We start from the raw sequence: 18,151 nt of genomic DNA on the forward strand, positions 1-18,151 counted from the left end.
ACCGGTACAGGACCGCCCCACCTCCCCCACGTCCGCCGCACCGCCACCGCGCGTTCCCCGCAGGACGGTCACAGGAAACCGGCGTCTGGCCCGGGGTCAGCCTCGCCCCCGTGCCCGGCGGGAGACCACCGCGCGCAGTACCCGGCGCCCCTCCGTGGAGACCTCCAGGGCCGGGCGCAGCCCGGCCGCGCCCCGCTCGGCGAGCAGTTCCAGGACGCCGGCCTGGCGCCGCAGTTCGGCGGCGACGAGCGGGGGCAGTCCCCGCGTACCGCCGTCGCGGGGGACGTCGGCCTCCGGGGCGGTGCCCGCCGCGGGGTCGAGGAGCCGGTGGATCCGGAGCGAGGCGACGGAACATGCGTCGGCCCACGTCCGCATCGCCGGGCCGGAACACTCGGCCGGCGCGGCCTGCAGCATGCGGCGGGCCAGGACCACGGCCTCGTCCTCACCGGTGGCGTCGGGGCCGGCGAGCTTGTCCCGCACCTGTGTCAGGCTCGCGGCCCAGTCGGGGCCGGCCTCGTCGCCGGTGTCGTCTGCGAGGGTCGCCCACAGGGGTCTGAGGGCCTCGTCGTCGCCGTCGAGGAGCGGGACGCAGCGGTCCAAACAAGCCAGCCCGCTCGCGGCGAGTGCGCGTGCGTCGGCCCGCGCGATCAGTTCCACCAGGCTCATCGGGTGCCTCCCTGTTCCTGCCGCTTCGCCCCGCTCAGCGCCACGGGGCCCGCACTGCCCCTTACTGCGTGCGGCGGACCGGGAGTGTCACAGCGGCACGACGCCCAGCCGGTCGAGGAACCGGAAGAAGAGGTTTTCGGCCACCGGACCGGAGTCGGCCCCGGGGCCCAGGGCCCCACCCGCCCCCGCCGGTGCCCCTGCCCCGGCACCCCCACCCGCCCCCGCCTCCACACCCGCGCCGGGACCCGGATCGTCCGCCAGCACCTCGGCCAGCTCCCCGGCGTTCGCGGCGCACCCCGCCTCCGCGGCCCAGGCGACGGCGCGCTCGGCGGCGTCGCGGGGCTCCAGGAAGTAGTCCTCCAGGGTGAGCCCGTCCCGCTCGGCGCCCAGGTACCCGGCCATGGCGGTCCGCGCCAGGCAGGTCGTCCACGCCCCGCTCTCGGGCGCCGCCGCCTCCACGACCACGCAGTCGCTGTCCATCACGTACCCGAACAGCGCGGGCGCGCCGGTCTGCCCGGCCAGGTCGTTCATGTTCCCGACGTCTCCGTCGCCGCCCGGGAACTCCCACACCTGCCACCCGCCCGGCGCGCTCTGGCGCAGCGTCATGTCCCCGGCGCCGGCCAGCGCCTCCAGCTCCGCGAGCGGCCGCTCGGCGCGGCCGACGACGAAGTACCCCCAGTAGCCCATGTCCCGGTCCCCCCGGCGTGTCGGTTCGGCTCGGCAAAAGACCACCACAGCCGTACCGGCGTTCGCAGCAGGATCGGGCAATCGGCGTGCCGCCCCGGCGGCAGGCCCGGGGCGGCAGGCGTCAGCCGAGGCGGCCCGCCAGCGCCTTGAACTCCGCCCAGGACAGCTCGGGCTTGCCGTCGTCCCACAGCTTCTGGACCGTCGCGGCCAGCGGCAGCCGGATGCCCTCGGCGACCTGGGCCTGGGTCTGGGCGCTCGGGATGTCGCCCCAGACCGCGAAGCTGCCGCCGAGGATCTGGTCGTCGTACTTGGCGTCGACGGCCGTGGTGCCGCGCAGGACGCGCGGCGTCCACTGCTCGTAGATGCGCTCGCCGGTCGGGTAGACGAAGGTCTGCGGCTGGCCGAGCACGTAGTAGAGGAACTCGTCGTTGTAGTTGAGGACCTGGCGGCCCTCGCTCAGGTACTCCGTCGGCGGCCGGGCGCCGATCTCCTTGCCCGTCCAGTACGCGACCTTGATCTCCTCGAGCGGCTCGACGGACGTGTCCTTGAAGAAGCCGTCGTTCCACGCGCGCGGAGTGCGGTCGTGGGCCATGACCGTCTTGGCCCGGCCGTTGAGCCAGCCGGTGGTGAGGTCGGCGACGGTGCCGTCGGAGCCGTAGGCCTTGCGGGCGGCGGCGGCCAGGGTCGGGTAGGACGCCTCCGGGTCCGGCACCACGAGGGCCTGGTACTCGTCGGCGCCCAGGTGGAACTGGGAGCCGGGGAAGAGGTCGGCGTACTCGTTCAGCAGGTCGTCGACGATCCGCGCGGCCTCCGGCTTGGAGATGTCGATGGCGCCGCGGGTGGGCGTGCCCTGGGCGTTGCGCAACTGGAGGTCGGGGTGGGCGGCGATCACGGCGCCGAGGTGGCCGGGCGAGTCGATCTCGGGCACGACGGTGATGTGGCGCGAGGAGGCGAGATCGATGATCTCCTTCATCTCGGCCTTGGTCAGGTGCTCGTCGGAGACGATCTCGGGGTGCGAGTCGGACTCGATGCGGAAGGCTTGGTCGTCGGAGAAGTGCAGGCCCAGTTCGTTGAACTTGAGGTCGCCCAGCTCGCGTATCCGGTCCTTGATCCAGTCGGCGCTGTAGTGCTTGCGGGCGATGTCGAGGGAGAAGCCCCGCTTCGGTTTGGCCGGCGCGTCCTTCACCACGCCCTCCGGCGCGGTGCCGCCGCCGGCCACCTCCTGCTTCAGGGTGCGGGTGCCGTAGTAGACGCCGGCCTCGGCGGGGCCGGTGACGGTGACACGGCCGTCGCGCACGGTCATGGTGTACGACTCCGGGTTCGCGCCCTTGTCGGCCTTGACGTCGAGCAGCAGGTCCCCTGCCCGTTCGTCGTCCTTCTCCCCCGCGTACGTCATCCCCAGCTCGCCGGCGACCTGTTTGCCCTCGTCGGCGAGGCCGGCGTCGGCGACGACGACCCGGTTCCCCTTTTCGGGCTGCCAGCCGGGGCCGCGGGCCGCGGTGTGCTCGCGCACGGAGGGTATGGTGCGTGGCTCCTCGGAGAGCGGATAGGACCGGCTGGGACTGGGCGCGGCCGCCTCGCCCGAGCGGGTGGCGGAACCCTCCCGGCCGCCGTCACCGTCGCCGCCGTCCGTGGCCCACAGGCCGACTCCCACGCCGAGCGCGGCGACCACCGCGCCGGCGATCACGGCCCGCTGTCTCACCTGGTGTGCCGGTGTCCGGCCTCCGTGCTGGCTCACAGCGCCAACCTAGGGCCGCCGTTGCCGTCATGCGTCCACCACATGTTCTGAAACTCTCCCGTTCGGGTGAAATTCGGGCAGCGGACGGACACGTGTTGCCGTCACTCGATAACGTGACGCCACATCTTTCGCACAATCCCCTGCCGACACACACGTGAAGCCCACGAGGACACACGCTGCCTGCGCACCGTCTCCCAGACCTCCCCCGCCGAGTGGCCATACCGGTACCGGTGCAAACACGCGCCACACCGGCAACCGCCGCCCCGCTGGAGCGCTTCAACACGGCCCCCGCCGACGAGGCCGCCCGGACCCTCCTCGCCTGCCTGCACAGTCACGCCTGGGCCCGCCGCCTCACCGCCCACCGCCCCTACCCGGACCTCCCCGCCCTCCTCGCGGCGGCGGACGAGGCGTCCTACGACCTCTCCCCGGCCGACCTGACCGAGGCCCTGACCGCGGAGACGCTGCCCGCCCTCCCCGAGGACACCTACGCGGCGGCCCACACGGCCCTGAGCGCGGCCACCGCGGCCTACGAGTCCCGCTTCGGACACGTGTTCGTCATCAGCCTGGACGGTCTGTCCCCGGACGAGACCCTCAACCACGTCCTGGCAGCCATCCGGTCACGTTTGAGCAACGACCCGGACGAAGAACGCCTGGTGGCGGCGGAAGAACTCCGGCACCTGGCGAGAACACGGCTGACCAACACCCTTGGGGATGCGGGGTTGTGACACCAGCGGCTCCGCCCCGGGCGCGAGCCACCCCTGACCACCCGCACCCGGCAAACCGCACCAAACCCCCACCTCGGTGGCCACCCCGCGGCACCACCGCTGCTCCTTTGAGTGCAACTTTGATCACACCGGCAGGCCCCCTGTAAGCGCCGCAGGCAACCGTCGCTACCATGCTGGGGGCCGGTGGACCGTACCCGGCCGGGCCCGACCGACAAGGAAAGCCGGCGCGGCCCCAATCCCCGCTCCCGGAGGAAATTTCCGTGCCGGCTGGAACGCTGTACCGCGGCCGGGAAGGAATGTGGTCCTGGGTGGCTCACCGAGTCACCGGCGTCCTCATCTTCTTCTTCCTGTTCGTTCACGTGCTGGACACCGCTCTCGTACGGGTGTCCCCCGAGGCCTACGACACCGTCGTGGCCACGTACAAGACGCCGATCGTCGCGCTGCTGGAGTACGGCCTCGTGGCCGCCATCCTCTTCCACGCGCTCAACGGCCTGCGTGTCATCGCCGTCGACTTCTGGGTCAAGGGCGCCCGCTACCAGAAGCAGATGCTCTGGACCGTCGTCGCCCTGTGGGTCGTGCTGATGCTCGGGGCGATCTACCCCGTCCTCGGCCACGCCGCTCGTGAACTGTTCGGGAGCTGACGCGCATGTCGACCACTGAAACCACCGCCTCCGGCATCGGCCCCGTCGAGGGCGCCGGCGCCTCCGTCTACTCCGTGGACAACCCGGCGCCGCTGATCGAGCCGCCCCGCAAGCGGACCAAGAAGTCCCCGAAGTCCACGCGCGGCAACTTCGAGATGGCCGCCTGGCTCTTCATGCGCCTGTCCGGCGTCGTGCTGGTCGTCCTGGTCCTCGGCCACCTGCTGATCCAGCTGGTCCTGGACGGCGGCGTGTCCAAGATCGGCTTCGCCTTCGTGGCCGGCCGCTGGGCCTCGCCGTTCTGGCAGGTCTGGGACCTGCTGATGCTCTGGCTCGCGATGCTGCACGGCGCGAACGGCCTGCGCACGGTCATCAACGACTACGCGGAGCGCCCGAACACCCGCCTGTGGCTCAAGGGCCTGCTCTACACCGCCACGGTGTTCACCATCCTGCTGGGCACGCTGGTGATCTTCACCTTCGACCCGAACATCCGCTAGGCACGGGGCTGCGAAAATCATGAAGGTACACAAGTACGACACCGTCATCGTCGGCGCCGGTGGCGCCGGCATGCGCGCGGCCATCGAGTCGACCAAGCGCAGCCGCACCGCCGTGCTGACGAAGCTCTACCCCACCCGCTCCCACACGGGCGCCGCGCAGGGCGGCATGGCCGCCGCGCTGGCCAACGTGGAGGAGGACAACTGGGAGTGGCACACCTTCGACACGGTCAAGGGCGGTGACTACCTGGTCGACCAGGACGCCGCCGAGATCCTGGCGAAGGAGGCCATCGACTCCGTCCTCGACCTGGAGAAGATGGGCCTGCCGTTCAACCGGACGCCGAACGGCACCATCGACCAGCGCCGCTTCGGCGGTCACAGCCGCAACCACGGCGAGGCCCCGGTCCGCCGCTCCTGCTACGCGGCCGACCGCACCGGTCACATGATCCTCCAGACGCTCTATCAGAACTGCGTCAAGGAGGGCGTGGAGTTCTTCAACGAGTTCTACGTCCTGGACCAGCTGATCACCGAGGTCGACGGCGTCAAGAAGTCCGCCGGCGTGGTGGCCTACGAGCTGGCGACCGGCGAGATCCACGTCTTCCAGGCGAAGTCCGTGATCTACGCCTCCGGCGGCACCGGCAAGTTCTTCAAGGTGACGTCCAACGCGCACACGCTCACCGGTGACGGCCAGGCCGCCGTGTACCGGCGCGGGCTGCCGCTGGAGGACATGGAGTTCTTCCAGTTCCACCCGACCGGCATCTGGCGCATGGGCATCCTGCTGACGGAGGGCGCCCGTGGTGAGGGCGGCATCCTCCGCAACAAGGACGGCGAGCGCTTCATGGAGAAGTACGCGCCGGTCATGAAGGACCTCGCCTCGCGCGACGTCGTCTCCCGCTCCATCTACACGGAGATCCGCGAGGGCCGCGGCTGCGGTCCCGAGGGCGACCACGTCTACCTCGACCTCACCCACCTCCCGCCGGAGCAGCTGGACGCCAAGCTGCCCGACATCACGGAGTTCGCGCGGACCTACCTCGGCATCGAGCCCTACACGGACCCGATCCCGATCCAGCCGACCGCGCACTACGCCATGGGCGGCATCCCGACCAACGTCGAGGGCGAGGTCCTGGCGGACAACACCACCGTCGTCCCGGGCCTGTACGCGGCCGGCGAGGTCGCCTGCGTGTCCGTGCACGGCGCCAACCGCCTGGGCACCAACTCGCTGCTCGACATCAACGTCTTCGGCCGCCGCGCGGGCATCGCCGCCGCGGAGTACGCGCAGAAGGCGGACTTCGTCGAGCTGCCGGAGAACCCCGAGTCCCTGGTCGTCGAGCAGATCGAGCGGCTGCGCTCCTCCACCGGCACCGAGCGGGTGGCGACGATCCGCCGCGAGCTGCAGGAGACCATGGACGCCAACGTCATGGTGTTCCGCACCGAGCAGACGATCAAGACGGCCGTCGAGAAGATCGCCGAACTGCGCGCCCGGTACAAGAACGTGTCGATCCAGGACAAGGGCCGGCGCTTCAACACCGACCTGCTGGAGGCCGTCGAGCTGGGCAACCTGCTCGACCTGGCCGAGGTCATGGCGGTCTCCGCGCTCGCCCGCAAGGAGTCGCGCGGCGGTCACTACCGCGAGGACTTCCCCAACCGCGACGACGTCAACTTCATGCGCCACACCATGGCGTACCGCGAGGTGGGCGACGACGGCACCGAGTCCATCCGGCTCGACTACAAGCCGGTCGTCCAGACCCGCTACCAGCCGATGGAGCGTAAGTACTGATGGCTACCCCTGTCATGGAGAAGAGCGACCAGGCCCCCGAGCCGGGCTTCGCCGACTCCCCCTACATCACGGTCACCTTCCGCGTCCGGCGGTTCAACCCGGAGGTCTCGGCCGAGGCGACCTGGGAAGACTTCCAGCTGGAGATCGACCCGAAGGAGCGCGTCCTCGACGCGCTGCACAAGATCAAGTGGGACCTGGACGGAAGTCTGACCTTCCGCCGTTCCTGCGCGCACGGCATCTGCGGCTCGGACGCCATGCGGATCAACGGCAAGAACCGCCTCGCCTGCAAGACGCTGATCAAGGACATCAGCCCCGAGAAGCCGATCACGGTCGAGCCCATCAAGGGCCTGACGGTCCTCAAGGACCTGGTCGTCGACATGGAGCCGTTCTTCCAGGCGTACCGGGACGTGATGCCCTTCCTGATCACGAAGGACACCAACGAGCCGACGCGTGAGCGCCTTCAGTCCGCCGAGGACCGCGAGCGCTTCGACGACACGACCAAGTGCATCCTGTGCGCCGCCTGCACGTCCTCGTGCCCGGTGTTCTGGAACGACGGCCAGTACTTCGGCCCGGCCGCGATCGTCAACGCCCACCGCTTCATCTTCGACTCGCGCGACGAGGCCGGCGAGCAGCGGCTGGAGATCCTGAACGACCGCGACGGCGTCTGGCGCTGCCGCACGACCTTCAACTGCACGGACGCCTGCCCGCGCGGCATCGAGGTCACCAAGGCCATCGCGGAGGTGAAGCGAGCGCTGATCACGCGCCGCTTCTGAGACTCCGTCGGCGCACGCCGTCTCACGGCTGTGAGGGCCCCGTTTCCCCTGGAAGCGGGGCCCTCACGCATGTGCCACACCATCGGGTCGGCGGCGGCGCAGGTGCGCCGACCACTGCGCCCGCCGCGTCCACTCCCCCGGCGAGACCGTCACCCTCCCCGGCTCCCCGGCGCCGAGGTCACCCTGGACGTCGGCGAGATCCGTGCCGCCGGACGGACGAAGAGCACGCCCGACGAGGGCTGACAATCAGCTGTTCCGGGCGATGACCGTCCTAGCCTGACGCCATGTCAGATGACGAGTCGTACGAACTGCTCGGGTTCGACAACGTACTGCTGCCCGTCGGGGACCTCGGTGAGGCCGTCGGGTTCTACGAGCGGGCCGGGTTCCCGGTCGCCTACCGGCTCGACGAGGCCGGGATCGCGCTGCTGAAGGTCGGCGCCGAGACGCCGGGGCTGCTGCTGCGGGTGGAGGAGGAGTTCGGCCGGCAGCCGCCGATGTGGCCCTCCGCGCGGGTGTGGCTGGAGGTCACCGACGCCCGTCTGGCCGCCCGGACGCTGCGAGAGGCCGGGGTGCCGCCGCTCGACGAGCCGTTCCCCGTGGCCACCGGCTGGACCGTCGAGTTCGCCGACCCGTGGGGAAACGTCATCGGCCTCACGGACTACTCCAAACGCCCGGAGCTGGGCCGTCGCCCCTGAGCCGCCGACTGCCGCCGGATCCGGCTTGAACGTGTTCAAAAACAGGTCTACAGTCACCCCTGTCAGCGTTTTGAACGCGTTCAAGAAGGGGTGGGGCATGGACCGCACCGTCATCGCCTACGTCATCTACCTGGTCGTCAGCATCGGTCTGACCGTCTGGGTGGCCCGCACGCTCAGCCGCAACGGACGGGTCTTCCTCGCCGACGTCCTGCACGGCAACGAGAAGCTCGCCGACGCCGTCAACCACCTCCTGGTGGTCGGCTTCTACCTCGTCAACCTCGGCTTCGTCGCCCTGTACCTCAGCGGCGACGAGACCATCGCCGACACCCGGGGCATCTTCGAGGCGCTCTCGACCAAGCTCGGCGTGGTGCTGCTGGTGCTCGGCGTGATGCACCTGGGCAACGTGTACGTCCTCAACAAGATCCGGCGCCGCGGCATGATGGAGCGGGAGCAGCTGCCCCCGGTCCCGCCGCAGGGCTGGGTGGCCCCCACGACCGGGGCCTGAGCCGATGGCTCCCGCTCCCGGGACGACGGCCGGCGCCCCCGTGCGCCGGCTCACCGTCCTCTACGACGCCGAATGCGCCCTGTGCACCCATGTACGGGACTGGCTGCTGCGCCAGCCCCGGCTGGTGCCGCTGGAGCTGGTCCCGGCCGCGTCCCAGGAGGCGCGCCGGCGCTTCCCCGGCCTCGACCACCGGGCCACCCTCGACGAGGTCACCGTCGTGGGCGACGCCGGACAGGTCTACCGGGGCGCCGCCGCCTGGGTCGTCGTCCTGTGGGCGCTGCGCCGGTACCGCAGGCTCGCCCACCGGCTCAGCACGCCCAAGGGCGCCCTGCTGGCCCGCGGGGCCGTCCTGGCCGCCGCCAAGTGGCGCGCCGGGCAGCGCCAGTGGGGCGGCAACGGGTACCGCCGCGCCGACGGCTGGGTCTACGAGCCGGGCCTCGGGTGGATCTACGCGGGGCCGGGCTGTGACGACGGCGCCTGCGCCACTGGATAGGCTCTGGACCCGTGCCTGCGACCCACGACGGCGCCGACGACGGTGCCCACCTCAGCAAGTCCGAGCAGACCCGCGCGCTGATCCTGGAGACGGCCATGCGGCTGTTCCAGGAACGCGGCTACGACCGGACCACGATGCGGGCCATCGCCCAGGAGGCCGGGGTCTCCGTCGGCAACGCGTACTACTACTTCGCCGGCAAGGAACACCTGATCCAGGGCTTCTACGACCGGATCGCCGCCGAGCACCAGGCGGCGGTCCGCGATGTCCTGGCCCGGGAGACCGACCTGGAGGCGCGGCTGGCGGGCGTGCTGAAGGTCTGGCTGGACATCGCCACGCCGTACCACGAGTTCGCGGTGCAGTTCTTCAAGAACGCCGCCGACCCGGACAGCCCGCTCAGCCCCTTCTCCCCGGAGTCGGAGCACGCGCGCGTGGAGGCCATCAGCATCCACCGCGCGGTGCTCGCCGGGGCGAAGACCAAGGTGCCCGAGGAGCTGCGGGACATCCTGCCGGAGCTGATGTGGCTCTCCCAGATGGGCCTCGTCCTGTACTGGATCTTCGACCGCACCGAGGGCCGCGAGCGCAGCTACCGCCTCGCCGAACGCGGCGCCCGGCTCACCGCGCGGGGCGTCGTGCTGGCCCGCTTCCGGGTGCTGCGCCCGCTGGTGCGCGAGGTGCACGAGCTGTTCACGGACTTCCTGCCGGGTATGACGAGGATGATGCCGGACCCCGCGAAGAAGCCGTCGCGGGATCCCGGTCCTCAGGCCTGACGGGACGCCAGCTCGATCACCGTGATGTCCGAGGGCGCCCCCACGCGCGTGGGCGGGCCCCAGGCGCCCGCGCCGCGGCTGACGTACAGCTGGGTGTCGCCGTAGCGCTCCAGGCCGGCCAGCGTCGGGTTGGCGGCGCCGGCGATGAGGTTGCCGGGCCAGAGCTGGCCGCCGTGGGTGTGGCCGGAGAGCTGGAGGTCGACGCCGTGGTCGACGGCGTCGTGGATCTGCACCGGCTGGTGGGCGAGGAGCACGCAGGCGCGGGAGCGGTCCCGGTCGCCGAGGGCCCTGTCGTAGTCGGGGCCCTGGCCCTCGTCCTCGCCCGCCACGTCGTTGACGCCGGCGAGGTCGAAGTGGGGCAGCTCGGTGCGGGCGTTCTCCAGCGGGAGCAGCCCGAGCCGCCGCACCTCGGCGACCCACTGCTCGGCGCCGGAGAAGTACTCGTGGTTGCCGGTGACGAAGTACGCGCCGTGCCGTGCCCTCAGCCCGGCCAGCGGGGCGGCGGCCGGGCCGAGGTCCTTCACGCTGCCGTCGACCAGGTCGCCGACGACGGCGATCAGGTCGGGCTGCGTGGAGTTGACGGTGTCGACGACCTTCTGGGCGAAGCCCCGGCCGAGCACCGGGCCCAGGTGGATGTCGCTGACGACGGCGATGCGGAATCCGTGTGCGGCGCGCGGGAGCTTGGCCAGCGGCACGGTGACGCGCTTCACGCCCGGGCCGTTCAGCACGCCGTACGTGCCGTAGCCGACCGTGCCGACGGCCGCCGCGGCGGCGGCACCGGCGACGACGCGGGAGACGAAGAGGCGGCGGGAGGGAAGGGCGAGGGGGCTCGGGGGCGCGTTCCCGGGTCCCGGGTCCGGTGCCCCGGGCTCCTCGGGCTCCTCGGGCTGCTCCTTCGGCGGGGCCGTCCCGGCCGGTATGCGCTCCGTGTCCGCGGCCGGGGACGCCGCCGGCTGTTCGGCCCCCTGCGTCCGCCGCGCGGCCGCCCGGCGCTCCACGAACATCCGCAGCAGCGGGCGGACGACCTCGCCCGCGAGCACCGCGAGCAGGAGGTAGATCGACAGGGCCAGCCACAGGAAGCCGGGCCACGCCAGCACCCGCTGGAGCCAGAACGGGGCGCCCGTGCGCTCGGCGACCAGCGCGCCGACGGCCAGCAGCCAGCCTCCGGCGATCACCGCCGCGCCGATCCGGCGCACCGGGCCCGGGGCGCCGGTCGTGTCGCGGAACAGACGCCGCCACACGTACCAGTTGGCCGTCACGATGACGCCCACCATCAGCAACGCGACCAGCACGAAGACGACCACCATGCCGTCGTATCCCCTCGGTTGTGACGTCCTCGACGCCTATGACGTTCGGCGCAGTGCGCGCACGCCGCGCAACCCGATGACCCCGACGACCGTCCCCAATACGAAGGAGACGATCGCGAGCAGCAGGTGCACCCAGAAGTACGCCGTGGGGTCGCCGTCCTCGAAGGCGAGCCCGCTGCCGTCCTTGACCAGGTTTTTGACGAAAGTGATCCAGATGATCCAGCTCCACACCCCGAAAGCGAGCAGGAACCAGGAGACGGGGCGGCTGAGCTTCATGCGTTCAGTATCGCCGCACCGTGTCCGGATCCGTGCGCGGGGTGGGGAGGGGGGTGGGAACGACGCGATCACTGGGGGTACGTTTCCGCTCGTGCCCGCTCCCAAGAAGGCCCTCAGGCGATCCCTGACGGTCACCTCCGCCGCCCTGACCGCTCTCGCCCTCCTCTCCCCCGCCGCGCTCGCCGCCCCGAGCCCGTCGGCGAGTCCGTCGGCGAGCCCGTCGGCCACTCCGCCGGCGTCGATGTCGACGGTCGGCGGCGCGCGGCTCGGGAAGCCCGTGACGCAGGTGGAGCTGGCCGGCGGGGCGCCCGTACTGCCGAAGGACGTCACCGCCCGGTCGTGGATCGTGGCGGACGCGGAGTCGGGCGACGTGCTGGCCGCGCACAACGCGCACTGGCGGCTGGCCCCGGCGAGCACCCTGAAGATGCTGTTCGCCGACACGCTGCTGCCGAAGTGGCCGAAGACCACGAAGCACAAGGTGGAGGTGTCCGACCTCGCGGGCATCGGCTCCGGGTCCAGCCTGGTCGGCGTCAAGGAGGAGGAGACCTACACCGTCCACGACCTGTGGCTCGGGGTCTTCCTGCGCTCCGGCAACGACGCGGTGCACGTGCTGTCCGCCATGAACGGCGGCGTCGAGAAGACCGTGGCGGACATGAACGCGCACGCCGAGGAGCTGCAGGCGCTCGACACGCACGCGGTCAGCCCCGACGGCTACGACATGCCGGGGCAGGTCTCCTCGGCCTACGACCTGACGCTGTTCGCGCGTTCGGGGCTGCAGAAGAAGGACTTCCGCGAGTACGCCTCGACCGTCCGGGCGAAGTTCCCGGGCGAGACGAAGAAGGACAAGAAGGGCAAGACGACCCGCAAGCCCTTCGAGATCCAGAACACCAACCGGCTCCTGGCCGGCGACTACGACGTCGACGTCTACCCGGGCATCGCCGGCGTGAAGAACGGCAACACCACCAACGCGGGCGCCACCTTCACGGGCGTGGCCGAGCGCGACGGCCGGGTGCTGCTCGTCACCGTGATGAACCCGGCGAAGGACGAGCACAACGAGGTCTACAAGGAGACCGCCCGCCTGTTCGACTGGGGGTTCAAGGCGGCCGGCAAGGTGCGTCCGGTGGGGCAGCTGGTGGCCCCGAGGAGCGCCGCTCAGGCGAGCCCGTCGGCGGAGGCCTCCGGTGAGGCCGGCGGTACCGGGAAGGGTGCGGGAGGCACGGAGCCGGTGGCGGGTGCCCCGGTCGCGGACGGCTCCGGCGGGGTCGGGGTCGCGGCCGGCATCGCCGCCGGGGTGCTGGTGCTGCTCGCGGGCGGCGCGTTCCTGATCAACCGGAAGTGGCCGCTGCCGGACCTGGTCCGCCGCCGGACCCGTCCTTGACGTCCGGACCGCCGGTGCCGCCGTCGTTTCCGGCGCCCTCCCCGCCCAGCTCCTGCTCCTTGCTGCCCGTCGCCGTCCAGGCGGCGCAGAACAGCACCAGCTTGGCGGTGAAGTTGATCCACAGCAGCAGCGCGACGGGCACGCCGAAGGCGCCGTACATGCTCTTCGCGGCGACACCCTGGATGTAGCCGCTGAGCAGCAGCTTGAGCAGTTCGAAGCCGACCGCGCCGATCAGCGCCGCCACCACCAGGCGGCGGCGGGCGGGCTGGACGCCGGGGAGCAGGGTCAGGACGTACAGCAGCAGGAGGAAGTCGGCGAGGACGGCGACGGCGAAGGCGGCGACGTAGAGCAGGACGCCGCCGACACCGCCCTGGGCGAGGCCGATGGTGCGGATGATCCAGCCGACCAGCGCCGAGGCGACGGTGGAGATGCCGACGGTGATCAGCAGCGCCCCGCCGAGACCGACGAGGACACCCGCGTCCTTGGCCCGGTGCAGGATCGGGTTCTCCTCCTCGTCGGGCAGTTCCCAGACGGCCCGCAGGCAGCCCCGGGTGGCCTCGATCCAGCCCATGCCGGTGAACAGCAGCAGGAGTGCGGAGATCACGCCGACGGTGCCGGCGTTGTCGACGAGGCCCTGGATGTTCAGCTGGTCGGAGATGCCCGGGATCTGCTCGGCGAGCGTGTCCTGGAGCTTGTCCTGCTGCTCCTTGCTCAGCGTGGCGGCGGCGACGGCGGCGGCGAGGCTCAGCAGCGGGAAGAGCGCGACGAAGCTGGTGAACGTCATGGCGGCGGCCAGCCGGGACCACTTCACCCGGTCGAGGCGTTCGTACGAGCGCCACGCGTGCGTGATCATCAGGCGCGCGATCCAGGGGCCCACGACGGGGAGCTTCTTCAGCCAGTCCATGATCCGACCCTGCCCCCGCTCGTCCCGTTCCATGATCTCGTCCGGCCTTCCGGCGCGTCGCCGGGCCGGAAGACCAGTGTTCTCGTGCCCCAGAAGCGCAGGATCGTGCCCAGGGCCATGCCGACCCCGGCGCCGGAGACCGTGTCGGCGCGTTGCGAGGTGAGGCCGAGGCCGTAGTGGCTGACGGCCAGGCAGAGCAGCTGTACGGCGGCACCGGCGGCGTTCACGGCGAAGAACACCGCGCAGGGGCGCAGGCCCCGGGGGCGGTGGAGGTGGCGGTAGGTGCCCAGCGCGTTGCCCGCGTAGGCGACGGAGCAGCCGGCGACGAAGGAGAGCGCCTTGGCGGTGAGCGGGTCGAGGCCGGCCGGGCCGCGCAGGCAGGTGAAGAGGGCGAGGTCGACGGCGTAGGCGAGCAGCCCGGCCGAGGCGAAGCCCAGCAGTTCGCGCCGGCCGGCTACCAATTGGCCACCGCCAGGCCGTACATCGCGAGCCAGACCACGCCGATCAGCGCGAGGGCGCGGTCGCGCAGGACGACGTCCTCGGGTTCGCCCGCGGTGCCGCGGTCGGCGAAGACGGCGTAGCGCAGGACGGCGAGGACGAAGGCGATCATGGAGAGCTGGCGCCAGGGCAGCACGCTGGTGTGCGGGACGCCGCCCTCCTCCATGGCCCACAGGCAGTAGCCGAGGACGGCGACGCCGGCGGCGAGCTGCCAGACGAAGCGGAGGTAGCCGGTGGTGTACTCGGTGAGCAACGCGCGCGTGGCGCCCTCCTTTCCCGCCATCTGCACGGCTTCGGAATAGCGCTTGGCGGCGACCATGAACAGGGCGCCGAAGCCGGTGGTGATGAGGAACCACCGCGACAGCGGGATGCCGAGCGCGAGTCCGCCGATCATGGCCCGCATCAGGAAGCCGGTGGTGACGACGGCGAGGTCGACGACCAGGACGTGCTTGAGGCTGACGCAGTACGCCAGTTGCATCACCAGGTAGGCGGTGAGCAGACCCGCGACGGGCGGGGGGCACAGCCAGGCGGCGGCGACGGGCGCGAGGACGCCGAGGACGCCGCCGACGGCGTAGGCGAGCGGGACGGGGACCTGTCCGGCGGCGACGGGGCGGTGCCGTTTGACGGGGTGGGCGCGGTCGGCCTCGGCGTCGCGGGCGTCGTTGACGAGGTAGACGGCGGCGGCGCAGGCGGTGAACAGGACGAAGACCAGCGCGAGCCGGCCGAGGGCGGGGACGGAGAACAGCTCGCCGGCGGCGGCCGGGGCGGCGGCGACCAGGACGTTCTTGATCCACTGCCGGGGGCGGGCGGTGCGCAGCAGCCCGGCGAGGACACCTCCCGCGCGGGGCGGTACGGGTTCCCGCTCCTGTTCCGGGGGGCGCTGGCGCAGGACGGCGGTGTCGGTGACGGCCGTGTCGGTCAACGGGTGCCTCCGCGCATCCAGTCCGCGCCGAGGCGGGCCGTGAGCGCGCCCAGGGCGGCGCCCGCCGCGACGTCGGAGGGGTAGTGGACGCCGACGACCAGCCGGGAGGCGCACACGGCGGCGGCGAGCGGCCAGACGGCCCGCACCCCGAGCGCCCCGAAGACGACGGCGGCCGCGGCGGCCGAGGTGGCGTGGGAGCTGGGGAAGGAGTGCCGGCCCGCGGTGCGCACCAGGGGGACGACGTGGGCGGGGCGGGGGCGGCGTACGACCCGCTTGACGCCCATGCTGACGACGTGGGCGCCGGCGGTGAGCGCGGTGCCGCGCAGCCATGCGGTGCGCCGGGGCGCGTCCACGGCGGCCGCGGCGAGGCCGGCCGCGAGCCACAGCGCGCCGTGCTCCCCCGCCCAGGACAGGGCGCGCGCCGCGCCCGCGACGCGCGGGTCGGTGCCGCAGGCCCTGAGCACGGTGACGATCCGGTGGTCCATGTCGTCGAGGTCGTCCATGTGGACTCACTGTCCACGCCCGCGGCACGGGAAGTCGGGCACGCCGGGGCGACATACCATTAATCACCCGTTTCAGGGATGCTCAGAATGTTTTGGAACTAATCATTCACTCAGGGACGGGCGGGGCGATACGGTCACCGCCATGTCTGCCGACACCGTTCGCGACACCGACCGGGGCCCCGACGCCGACTGGGACACCGTTACCGGCTGGGGCCGTACGGCGCCCACCGGTGCGCTCGTCGTACGTCCGCGGACGTACGAGGAGGCCGCCGTCGCCGTCCGGGACTGCGGGGTGCGCGGCGGCATCGCGCGGGGGCTGGGACGGGCGTACGGGGACGCGGCGCAGAACGCGGGGGGTGCCGTGCTCGACATGACGGCCCTGGACCGCGTGCACGCCGTCGACGTCGCCGGCGGCACCGTGCTGTGCGACGCGGGGGTCTCGCTGCACCGGCTGATGGAGGTCCTGCTGCCGCTGGGCTGGTTCGTGCCGGTGACGCCCGGCACCCGCTACGTGACGGTGGGCGGGGCGATCGGCGCGGACATCCACGGCAAGAACCACCACGTGTCGGGGTCCTTCACGCGGCACGTGCTCTCCCTGGAACTGCTCACCGCCGACGGCCGGGTCCGCACCGTCGCCCCGGGCACGCCGCTGTTCGACGCGACCGCGGGCGGCATGGGGCTGACCGGGGTGATCCTCACCGCGACGCTGCGGCTCCAGCCGGTCGAGACGGCGCTGATGTCCGTGGACACCGAGCGGGCCGGCGACCTGGACGACCTGATGGCCCGGCTGACCGCCACCGACCACCGCTACCGCTACTCGGTCGCCTGGATCGACCTCCTCGCGCGCGGCCGGGCGACCGGGCGCGCGGTGCTCACCCGCGGCGACCACGCACCGCTGGACGCGGTGCCCGCCCGCTCGCGCGCCCGGCGCGAGCCGCTGGCCTTCCGCACCTCGCGCCTGCCCGCCACCCCCGACTTCCTGCCGGGCGGGCTGCTCAGCCGGACGACGGTGGGCCTGTTCAACGAGCTCTGGTACCGCAAGGCCCCCCGGGTGAGCCGGGGCCGGCTCCAGCGGATCTCCACCTTCTTCCACCCGCTGGACGGCGTCCCGCACTGGAACCGGGTCTACGGCCGGGGCGGCTTCGTGCAGTACCAGTTCGTCGTCGGGCACGGCCGGGAGGAGGCGCTGCGCTCGATCGTGCGGCGCATCTCCGCGCGCCGCTGCCCGTCGTTCCTGGCCGTCCTCAAGCGCTTCGGCGCGGCCGACCCGGGCTGGCTCTCCTTCCCCGTGCCCGGCTGGACCCTCGCGCTGGACATCCCGGCGGGACTGCCGGGGCTCGGGGCCTTCCTGGACGAGCTGGACGAGGAGGTCGCGCGGGCGGGCGGCCGGGTCTACCTCGCCAAGGACTCCCGGCTGCGGCCGGAGATGCTCGCCGCGATGTACCCCCGCCTGGACGACTTCCGCGCCCTGCGCGCGGAGCTGGACCCGCGCGGGGTGTTCGTCTCCGACCTGGCCCGCCGCCTCGCGCTGTGACGCCCCTGCCCCCACCGACCTGTCTGGAGCAGCCGTGAAGGACGCCTTCGGCCTCCCCCAGTCCCTCCTCGTCCTCGGCGGTACGTCCGAGATCGCGCTCGCCACCGCGCGCCGCCTGGTGGCCCGCCGCACCCGCACGGTGTGGCTGGCCGGGCGCCCCTCCCCCGCCCTGGACGCGGCCGCCGAGCAGCTGCGGGGCCTCGGCGCCGAGGTGCGCACCGTCGCCTTCGACGCCCTGGACCCCGAGTCCCACGAGGCGGCGCTCGGCAAGGTGTTCGCCGAGGGCGACATCGACCTGGTGCTGCTGGCCTTCGGCATCCTGGGCGACCAGGCGCACGACGAGCGCGAGCCGCTGAACGCCGTACGGGTCGCGCAGACCAACTACACGGGCGCGGTCTCGGCGGGGCTGGTCGCCGCCCGTTCGCTGCAGGCGCAGGGGCACGGCTCGCTGGTGGTGCTCTCCTCCGTCGCCGGGGAGCGGGCCCGCCGCGCCAACTTCATCTACGGCTCCAGCAAGGCCGGCCTGGACGCCTTCGCGCAGGGCCTGGGCGACGCGCTGCACGGCACCGGCGTGCACGTCATGGTCGTACGCCCCGGGTTCGTGCGGTCGCGGATGACCGAGGGGATGGAGGAGGCGCCGCTCGCCACGACGCCGGAGGCGGTGGCCACGGCGATCGAGCTGGGGCTGCGGCGGCGCTCGGAGACGGTGTGGGTGCCGGGGGCGCTGCGGATGGTGATGTCGGCGGTGCGGCACCTGCCGCGGTCGGTGTTCCGGCGGCTGCCCGTGTGAGGCGCGGCCCCGGCCCTTCCCGGCCACCGGTGTGAGGCGGGGACCCGGCCCTTCCCGGCTGCCGGATTGAGGCGGGGACCC

The 18,151-nt window shown here is 72.3% G+C and carries 21 protein-coding genes; 12 read left to right on the top strand and 9 right to left on the bottom strand.

Annotation, left to right across the window (positions count from 1 at the left end):
* Window positions 1-96: 96 nt before the first annotated feature.
* The 3 genes from NI25_RS14730 to NI25_RS14740 all read right to left on the bottom strand — a co-directional run bounded on the left by NI25_RS14730 (window position 97) and on the right by NI25_RS14740 (window position 3,040).
* Entirely contained in the window at window positions 97-666 is a 570-nt protein-coding gene (locus NI25_RS14730; protein WP_061442906.1) for a hypothetical protein, read from the bottom strand.
* Window positions 667-753: 87 nt separating this feature from the next.
* A complete protein-coding gene (locus NI25_RS14735; protein WP_061442907.1) occupies window positions 754-1,353 on the bottom strand; it encodes a hypothetical protein in 600 nt (199 codons plus the stop codon).
* A 121-nt stretch (window positions 1,354-1,474) separates the two neighbouring features.
* Entirely contained in the window at window positions 1,475-3,040 is a 1,566-nt protein-coding gene (locus NI25_RS14740) for a beta-N-acetylhexosaminidase (protein ID WP_061442908.1), read from the bottom strand.
* Between the two features lie 281 nt (window positions 3,041-3,321).
* Here NI25_RS14740 and NI25_RS14745 point away from each other — a divergent pair, with 281 nt between their 5' ends.
* From NI25_RS14745 to NI25_RS14785, 9 genes are all read left to right on the top strand, one after another.
* The gene (locus tag NI25_RS14745) at window positions 3,322-3,816 is read left to right on the top strand and encodes a 2-oxo-4-hydroxy-4-carboxy-5-ureidoimidazoline decarboxylase (protein ID WP_061442909.1); all 495 of its coding nucleotides are present in this window, start codon (window positions 3,322-3,324) and stop codon (window positions 3,814-3,816) included.
* A 260-nt stretch (window positions 3,817-4,076) separates the two neighbouring features.
* Window positions 4,077-4,457 carry a succinate dehydrogenase, cytochrome b556 subunit gene (sdhC, locus tag NI25_RS14750; RefSeq protein WP_003974113.1) on the top strand — a complete coding sequence of 127 codons (381 nt, stop codon included), beginning with the start codon at window positions 4,077-4,079 and terminating at the stop codon, window positions 4,455-4,457.
* 5 nt (window positions 4,458-4,462) lie between these two features.
* Entirely contained in the window at window positions 4,463-4,951 is a 489-nt protein-coding gene (locus tag NI25_RS14755) for a succinate dehydrogenase hydrophobic membrane anchor subunit (RefSeq protein WP_061442910.1), read from the top strand.
* Window positions 4,952-4,970: 19 nt separating this feature from the next.
* On the top strand, window positions 4,971-6,725 hold the full coding sequence (gene sdhA / locus NI25_RS14760; protein WP_061442911.1) for a succinate dehydrogenase flavoprotein subunit: 1,755 nt from the start codon (window positions 4,971-4,973) through the stop codon (window positions 6,723-6,725).
* Complete coding sequence (locus NI25_RS14765; protein ID WP_061442912.1) at window positions 6,725-7,498, top strand: succinate dehydrogenase iron-sulfur subunit; 774 nt, start codon at window positions 6,725-6,727, stop codon at window positions 7,496-7,498. The genes sdhA and NI25_RS14765 overlap by 1 nt, the downstream gene beginning before the upstream one ends.
* A gap of 284 nt (window positions 7,499-7,782) precedes the next feature.
* Window positions 7,783-8,193: a VOC family protein gene (locus NI25_RS14770; RefSeq protein ID WP_061442913.1), complete on the top strand. Its 411-nt coding sequence runs from the start codon at window positions 7,783-7,785 to the stop codon at window positions 8,191-8,193.
* A 97-nt stretch (window positions 8,194-8,290) separates the two neighbouring features.
* Complete coding sequence (locus NI25_RS14775) at window positions 8,291-8,698, top strand: hypothetical protein (protein ID WP_061442914.1); 408 nt, start codon at window positions 8,291-8,293, stop codon at window positions 8,696-8,698.
* 4 nt (window positions 8,699-8,702) lie between these two features.
* Window positions 8,703-9,191 (top strand): thiol-disulfide oxidoreductase DCC family protein, encoded by a 489-nt coding sequence (locus tag NI25_RS14780; protein ID WP_061442915.1) that lies wholly within the window; start codon window positions 8,703-8,705, stop codon window positions 9,189-9,191.
* Between the two features lie 11 nt (window positions 9,192-9,202).
* On the top strand, window positions 9,203-9,958 hold the full coding sequence (locus tag NI25_RS14785; protein ID WP_061442916.1) for a TetR/AcrR family transcriptional regulator: 756 nt from the start codon (window positions 9,203-9,205) through the stop codon (window positions 9,956-9,958).
* On the opposite strand, the gene NI25_RS14790 is transcribed toward NI25_RS14785, so the two are convergent.
* Window positions 9,949-11,265: a metallophosphoesterase gene (locus tag NI25_RS14790; protein ID WP_061442917.1), complete on the bottom strand. Its 1,317-nt coding sequence runs from the start codon at window positions 11,263-11,265 to the stop codon at window positions 9,949-9,951. The genes NI25_RS14785 and NI25_RS14790 overlap by 10 nt on opposite strands.
* A gap of 36 nt (window positions 11,266-11,301) precedes the next feature.
* On the bottom strand, window positions 11,302-11,541 hold the full coding sequence (locus NI25_RS40190) for an SCO4848 family membrane protein (RefSeq protein ID WP_003974124.1): 240 nt from the start codon (window positions 11,539-11,541) through the stop codon (window positions 11,302-11,304).
* A gap of 91 nt (window positions 11,542-11,632) precedes the next feature.
* On the opposite strand from NI25_RS40190, the gene NI25_RS14800 reads away from it, so the two are divergent.
* Window positions 11,633-12,919 (top strand): D-alanyl-D-alanine carboxypeptidase family protein, encoded by a 1,287-nt coding sequence (locus tag NI25_RS14800; RefSeq protein ID WP_061442918.1) that lies wholly within the window; start codon window positions 11,633-11,635, stop codon window positions 12,917-12,919.
* Here the strand turns inward: NI25_RS14800 and NI25_RS14805 are convergent.
* Genes NI25_RS14805 through NI25_RS14820 form a run of 4 tightly spaced genes read right to left on the bottom strand, consistent with a single transcriptional unit; the run spans window position 12,867 to window position 15,746 of the window.
* The gene (locus NI25_RS14805; RefSeq protein ID WP_233520730.1) at window positions 12,867-13,823 is read right to left on the bottom strand and encodes a YihY/virulence factor BrkB family protein; all 957 of its coding nucleotides are present in this window, start codon (window positions 13,821-13,823) and stop codon (window positions 12,867-12,869) included. The genes NI25_RS14800 and NI25_RS14805 overlap by 53 nt on opposite strands.
* Window positions 13,811-14,284 carry a GtrA family protein gene (locus NI25_RS14810; protein ID WP_061442920.1) on the bottom strand — a complete coding sequence of 158 codons (474 nt, stop codon included), beginning with the start codon at window positions 14,282-14,284 and terminating at the stop codon, window positions 13,811-13,813. The genes NI25_RS14805 and NI25_RS14810 overlap by 13 nt, the downstream gene beginning before the upstream one ends.
* Window positions 14,278-15,243 carry a decaprenyl-phosphate phosphoribosyltransferase gene (locus tag NI25_RS14815; RefSeq protein ID WP_061442921.1) on the bottom strand — a complete coding sequence of 322 codons (966 nt, stop codon included), beginning with the start codon at window positions 15,241-15,243 and terminating at the stop codon, window positions 14,278-14,280. Before NI25_RS14815 ends, NI25_RS14810 begins: the two co-directional genes overlap by 7 nt.
* Complete coding sequence (locus NI25_RS14820) at window positions 15,240-15,746, bottom strand: phosphatase PAP2 family protein (RefSeq protein WP_061442922.1); 507 nt, start codon at window positions 15,744-15,746, stop codon at window positions 15,240-15,242. The genes NI25_RS14815 and NI25_RS14820 overlap by 4 nt, the downstream gene beginning before the upstream one ends.
* Before the next feature lie 142 nt (window positions 15,747-15,888).
* On the opposite strand from NI25_RS14820, the gene NI25_RS14825 reads away from it, so the two are divergent.
* Together NI25_RS14825 and NI25_RS14830 are read left to right on the top strand one after the other, a co-directional pair.
* Window positions 15,889-17,280: an FAD-binding oxidoreductase gene (locus tag NI25_RS14825; protein ID WP_061442923.1), complete on the top strand. Its 1,392-nt coding sequence runs from the start codon at window positions 15,889-15,891 to the stop codon at window positions 17,278-17,280.
* Window positions 17,281-17,314: 34 nt separating this feature from the next.
* The gene (locus NI25_RS14830; RefSeq protein ID WP_061442924.1) at window positions 17,315-18,070 is read left to right on the top strand and encodes a decaprenylphospho-beta-D-erythro-pentofuranosid-2-ulose 2-reductase; all 756 of its coding nucleotides are present in this window, start codon (window positions 17,315-17,317) and stop codon (window positions 18,068-18,070) included.
* Window positions 18,071-18,151: the final 81 nt, after the last annotated feature.

This window comes from Streptomyces sp. CCM_MD2014 (assembly GCF_000772045.1).
GTDB classification, from domain to species: Bacteria; Actinomycetota; Actinomycetes; order Streptomycetales; family Streptomycetaceae; genus Streptomyces; species Streptomyces salinarius.

Bases quoted from the DNA above. Each gene is read 5' to 3' on its own strand.
- NI25_RS14730 (WP_061442906.1), bottom strand. From the start codon at position 666: ATGAGCCTGGTGGAACTGATCGCGCGGGCCGACGCACGCGCACTCGCC.
- NI25_RS14735 (WP_061442907.1), bottom strand. From the start codon at position 1,353: ATGGGCTACTGGGGGTACTTCGTCGTCGGCCGCGCCGAGCGGCCGCTC.
- NI25_RS14755 (WP_061442910.1), top strand. From the start codon at position 4,463: ATGTCGACCACTGAAACCACCGCCTCCGGCATCGGCCCCGTCGAGGGC.
- sdhA (WP_061442911.1), top strand. From the start codon at position 4,971: ATGAAGGTACACAAGTACGACACCGTCATCGTCGGCGCCGGTGGCGCC.
- NI25_RS14765 (WP_061442912.1), top strand. From the start codon at position 6,725: ATGGCTACCCCTGTCATGGAGAAGAGCGACCAGGCCCCCGAGCCGGGC.
- NI25_RS14770 (WP_061442913.1), top strand. From the start codon at position 7,783: ATGTCAGATGACGAGTCGTACGAACTGCTCGGGTTCGACAACGTACTG.
- NI25_RS14775 (WP_061442914.1), top strand. From the start codon at position 8,291: ATGGACCGCACCGTCATCGCCTACGTCATCTACCTGGTCGTCAGCATC.
- NI25_RS14780 (WP_061442915.1), top strand. From the start codon at position 8,703: ATGGCTCCCGCTCCCGGGACGACGGCCGGCGCCCCCGTGCGCCGGCTC.
- NI25_RS14790 (WP_061442917.1), bottom strand. From the start codon at position 11,265: ATGGTGGTCGTCTTCGTGCTGGTCGCGTTGCTGATGGTGGGCGTCATC.
- NI25_RS40190 (WP_003974124.1), bottom strand. From the start codon at position 11,541: ATGAAGCTCAGCCGCCCCGTCTCCTGGTTCCTGCTCGCTTTCGGGGTG.
- NI25_RS14805 (WP_233520730.1), bottom strand. From the start codon at position 13,823: ATGGACTGGCTGAAGAAGCTCCCCGTCGTGGGCCCCTGGATCGCGCGC.
- NI25_RS14820 (WP_061442922.1), bottom strand. From the start codon at position 15,746: ATGGACGACCTCGACGACATGGACCACCGGATCGTCACCGTGCTCAGG.
- NI25_RS14825 (WP_061442923.1), top strand. From the start codon at position 15,889: ATGTCTGCCGACACCGTTCGCGACACCGACCGGGGCCCCGACGCCGAC.